Source organism: Rhizobacter sp. P1_G5, from assembly GCF_056405435.1.
This window is the reverse complement of sequence record NZ_JBFUCB010000456.1, coordinates 1-5,032: the sequence shown is the minus strand read 5'-3', so window position 1 is coordinate 5,032 and position 5,032 is coordinate 1. Positions and strand designations below refer to the sequence as shown.

Below are 5,032 nucleotides of genomic sequence, written 5' to 3'. Positions count from 1 at the left end.
GCTCCGGCGCCACTCCCTTATTGGCGCTCCCCAGACTCCCCGCTCGCGCCTTCTGCCACCGCCCTGCCTTTGGGGAGATGACAAGCGAACAAATGAGGGTTGATCCCGCGTTGGCGCCCCGTGGGGGCAGGAGCGCGCAGCCACTGGGGGGGGCGGTTCCATGACAAACTGGCGACTGGTTTGAAGTCGACACATGCTCAGAACATTGCTTGAGGGATACGCCGTCCACGAGGGTCGCTACGACGAGTTGCTCGCGGCGCCCGGCGCGCCACGCCCCCACTGGGAAGCTTTCCTGGAGACCCTGGCCCAGCGCCAGGGGCCCGACATCGGCGACACCTTGTCGCTGATGGAACGCGAGATCCGCGAGAACGGGATCACCTACAACGTCTATGCCGACCCGCAGGGCGCCGACCGCCCCTGGGAGGTCGATCCGCTGCCGCTGCTGATCTCGCCCGCCGAATGGGACGAGATCGAGGCCGGCATCGCGCAGCGCGCCGAGCTGCTGAACCGCGTGCTGACCGACATCTACGGCCCGCAGGAGCTGCTGCGCAACGGCAGCGTGCCGCCGTCGGTGGTGTTCGGCCACAGCGGCTACCTGCACCAGGTGCAGGGCATCCGCCCGGCCGGCGGCGTGCACCTGTTCCAGTACGCCGCCGACCTGGCGCGCTCGCCCGACGGCCGCTGGTGGGTCGTCGACGACCGCACCCAGGCCCCGTCGGGCGCCGGCTATGCGCTGGAGAACCGCCTCGTCGTCTCTCGCGTGTTCCCGCAGATGTTCCGCGACCTGCACGTGCAGCACCTGGCGGCGTTYTTCTCGAACCTGCGCGAATCGCTGCTGCGCCTGGCCCCCAAGGGCGACGGTCCGCCGCTGATCGGCCTGCTGACGCCGGGGCCCTACAACGAGACCTACTTCGAGCATGCGCTGCTCGCGCGCTACCTCGGTTTCTCGCTCGTCGAGGGCAGCGACCTGACGGTGCGCGACGGCTGCGTCTGGATGAAGACGGTCGACGGCCTGAAGCGCGTGCATGCGCTGCTGCGCCGCCAGGACGACGCCTACTGCGATCCGCTCGAGCTGCGCTCCGACTCGGCGCTCGGCGTGGCCGGCCTCACCGACTGCGCGCGCCGCGGCACCGTGCTGCTCGCGAATGCGCTCGGCTCCGGCGTGCTCGAATCCGGCGCGCTGCTCGGCTACCTGCCGCAGCTCAGCGAGCAGCTGCTCGGCGAACCGCTGCTGCTGCCCTCGGTCGCCACCTGGTGGCTGGGCGAACCGGCGGCCTTCGAAGACGCCTGGAAGCGCATCGACCACCTGATCATCAAGCCTCTCGACCGTTCGGCCAACGAGCCGGCGGTGTTCGGCGCCGACCTCTCCGACGACGAACGCCTGCTGCTGCGCGCCCGCGTGGCGGCACGCCCGCAGCGCTACGTGGCGCAGGAATGGGTGCACGTGTCGCAGGCGCCGGTGCTCGAGCGCGAGCCGCGCGGCACCGGGCGCCATGGCGAGCACCTGAGCGCGCGCACCGTCGGGCTGCGCGTGTTCGCGGTGGCGACGCCGAACGGCTACCGCGTGATGCCGGGCGGCCTGACCCGCGTGGCCGGCGACGAGGACGACCGCGTCATCGGCATGCAGCGCGGCGGGCGCTCGAAGGACACCTGGGTGCTGTCCGACCGGCCGGTCAACGCGTCGTTCTCGCTGCTCACGCGCACCGTGACGCCGCCCGACCTGGTGACGACCAAGGGCAACGTGCCGTCGCGCACCGCCGAGAACCTGTTCTGGTTCGGCCGCTACGGCGAGCGCTGCGATGCGTCGGCGCGGCTGCTGCGCGTCGCGGTGGCCGGGGTGCTGGGCAATGTCGATGCGCGCGCCGACGACCCGGAAGACGGCCTGACGCCGACGCTCGCGCTGGCCAGGCGCATGGGCCTGATCGATTCGCTCGACAACGTCGGCACCGAGCTGCTGCGCGCCGCGACGCACCCGGAAGAGGGCCTGAGCGTGCGGCTGCGGCAGCTGCTGCGCGTCGCGTTCAGCCTGCGCGACCGCATGTCGGCCGACAACTGGCGCACGCTGAACCAGCTGATCGCCGACCCGGTGTTCCAGCGCGGCGGCTCGCTCGCGCTGGCGCTGGCCTGGCTGGACCGCGCGGTCACGTCGATGATGACGCTGTCGGGCTTCGTGCTCGACGGCATGACGCGCAGCACCTCGTGGCGCTTCCTGTCGATCGGACGGCGCATCGAGCGGCTGTYGAACCTGTGCCTGACGCTGAAGGTCGCCACGCGCGAGGGCCGCAGCAGCGGGCTCGACTGGCTGCTGGAGCTGGCCGACTCCACCGTCACCTACCGCTCGCGCTACCTGGTGGCGCCGGAGTGGCTGCCGGTGCTCGACCTGCTGCTGCGCGACGACACCAACCCGCGCTCGGTGGCCTTCCAGGTGAAGGGGCTGGTGGAGTACGTCGACAAGCTCGAACGCACGCACGGCCGCTTCGCGAGCGATGTGCTCGGCCCGGCGCAGGCCGCGCTGCTGGCGCTCGGCGCGCACGACCTGCACCCCGAGAGCGAGGCGCTGGCCGCGGTGATCGACCAGCTGCAGCGCGCCGCCTACACGGTGTCGGACGAGCTGACGCTGAAGTTCTTCTCGCACGCGGCCTCGCGCAGCGTGCTGTCATTGGTGGCCTGATGCCAGCCGCGCGCTACACCGTCGAGCACGAGACGCGCTACGCGTATGCGGCGCCGGTCTCGCAGTCGTGGCAGCTGGCCCGGCTGGCGCCGCGCGAGCTGCCGTGGCAGAAGCTGCTGTCGCATGCGCTGCAGATCGACCCGCCGCCCGACGAGCGCCACGAGGCGCCCGACAGCTTCGGCAACGCGGTCACGCATTTCGGGCTGCATGGCGCGCACCGCCTGCTGCGGGTGCGCATGGCCTGTACGGTCGAGGTCGGCACGCGGCCGGTGTGGGCGTCGGCCGCGCAGCCCTGGGAATCGGTGCGCGATGCGGTGCGCAACACGCCGACGCTCGGTGCGCTGGAGCCGGCCCGCATGTGCGAGCCGACGGTGCTGGTGCCGCTGTCCGAGGGCGCACGCCTGTATGCGCGCAAGGCGCTCGCGCCGGGGCGCGACTGGTTCGAGGCCCTTGCCGCGCTGACGCAGGCGATCCACGATGACTTCGAATTCGAGGCCGGGGCGACCACCGTCAGCACCTCGGTCGACGAGGTGCTGTACCAGCGGCGCGGCGTCTGCCAGGACTTCGCCCACCTGATGATCGCCTGCCTGCGCGGGCACGGGCTGCCGGCGCGCTACGTGTCGGGCTACCTGCTGACCGATCCGCCGCCGGGGCAGCCGCGGCTGCTGGGCGTCGATGCGTCGCACGCCTGGGTGGCCGCGTACTCGCCGGCGCACGGCTGGGTGGAGTTCGATCCCACCAACAACCAGCTGGCCGACGAGCGCTACATCACGCTCGCCTGGGGCGCCGACTTCGCCGACGTGGTGCCGCTGCGCGGCGTGATCCTCGGGGGCGGCGAGCAGCAGCTGGATGTGTCGGTGAGCGTGATGCCGGTCTGAAGGCGGCCTGATGCCGGGTTGGGTGTAGTTCATCTGTACAGCGAACGAACTGGCCGGCACCGCCACTCAGCGTGCAGTGCCCCTGGATGTCCTCGGTGAGCCGGAGTGAGTCGAGAGGGGGGCCGTTTGAGCTTGAGGAGACTTGCTCATGTACGGCGCAGCCTTTCTTCATCCGCACGGTAGGCCGTATTGCGTGTCACTTCGCAAGAACGGGGCCGATCTCCCGATCGCTCGTGCGATCGAAGATCCGGCAGAGCGTGCCAAGGAGGCCGTGGCCCAGCTGAAGGCACTGGTCGAAGACAAGATCCAGTCCAAGGTCGACAAGCTGGCGAAAGAGCTGCTGCGCAAGGGGCTGGTGACCCTGGACAAGCACGGCGACTACCAGCCGGGAGTGCGACCTTCCTGTGCGCCCCGCTATGCACGTGTGCGGAAACTGCCGGCCAAGGCACGGCGGCGGGCCGAGTTCGCGATCCGGCGCGGCCTGGATCGTCCGCGCACCGAGGGCAGCAAGGCCTTCAGGAGCGGCGGCGATGCCGGGACGCTGGTGCCGACCGTGACGGGTTCCTCGGCATTTTTGTGGGCGGACTGCGCGCTGTTCCGCACCGGATTGAATGCCGCGACCGCATCGACCGGCCCCGGCTTCGAGCCTCCTGCAGGGGGGCTGCAGGCGCTGGGGATCGCAGGCGGCGTGGCGGCCGGCTGCTCGTTGCTCGACGGCCTGGACATGTTCAACATGTTCCTCGACACGGTTGACGAGCAGGACCGCTGGAAGGTCGAGGTGGTCGTCTTTTATCGGCACTTCAAGGCATACCTTGCCAACCGTGCGGCGAAGGAGCACTCGAGCTCGGAAGAGGTTCACAACCCTGCGGAGGAGAAGCTCTCGAGCCCGGAAGAAGTTTGCGGCTTCCTCCGCTGCCGGACGGCACTCTCTCGATGCAAGCTGTTCGACAAGGCGGCGCGCCAGGCGTGGAGGCGCTGCTGCGCCGCCACGCTGCGAGACACCGGCTTGACGACCGTCAGCACGTCGCTGGGCGTCGTCGGCATGGGCATGAAGATCGCGTCGGGCGCCAACCTCGCGTCGCTGGGCCTGAGCGGGGCCGGCATGGGGCTGGGGGCGGCGGCTCCGCCCCTCTCGTTGGCGTCCGCCGGCATCGATGTCGTGGTCGGACGCCAGGAGATCAGCTTTCGCAAGAAGGAGTACCGCCGCTGCAAGGCCCACTGCGGGCATCTCCAGCAGCAGATCGACAGCCTGAAGGACACCTCCGCAGCGCAGCGAAGCGCCGACCGCGACCTGCTCATCCAGGTGTTGAACGGCGCGCTGAAGCGTCAGCGGCGTCTGATGAAGCAAGCCCGCTACGAGATGCGTTGCGGGCGCGCGCGGTTGGCCAAGGGCGTTGCCAATGCGGCCGTGGCAGCTCCGCTGGCGACCGGCGCGCTCGTCACCGCGTTCGTCGCGACGAACGCGGTGGTATGGCCTGTCGGG

General features: G+C 70.4%; 3 protein-coding genes. All 3 read left to right on the top strand.

The features are described from left to right. Window positions 1-193 precede the first annotated feature (193 nt). Complete coding sequence (locus AC1D12_RS24420; protein ID WP_477843413.1) at window positions 194-2,671, top strand: circularly permuted type 2 ATP-grasp protein; 2,478 nt, start codon at window positions 194-196, stop codon at window positions 2,669-2,671. Next, a complete protein-coding gene (locus tag AC1D12_RS24415) occupies window positions 2,671-3,549 on the top strand; it encodes a transglutaminase family protein (protein WP_465112123.1) in 879 nt (292 codons plus the stop codon). The genes AC1D12_RS24420 and AC1D12_RS24415 overlap by 1 nt, the downstream gene beginning before the upstream one ends. A gap of 148 nt (window positions 3,550-3,697) precedes the next feature. Next, window positions 3,698-5,032, top strand: a 1,335-nt coding sequence (locus AC1D12_RS24410) for a hypothetical protein (protein ID WP_477843411.1), incomplete at its 3' end; no start/stop codon positions are given.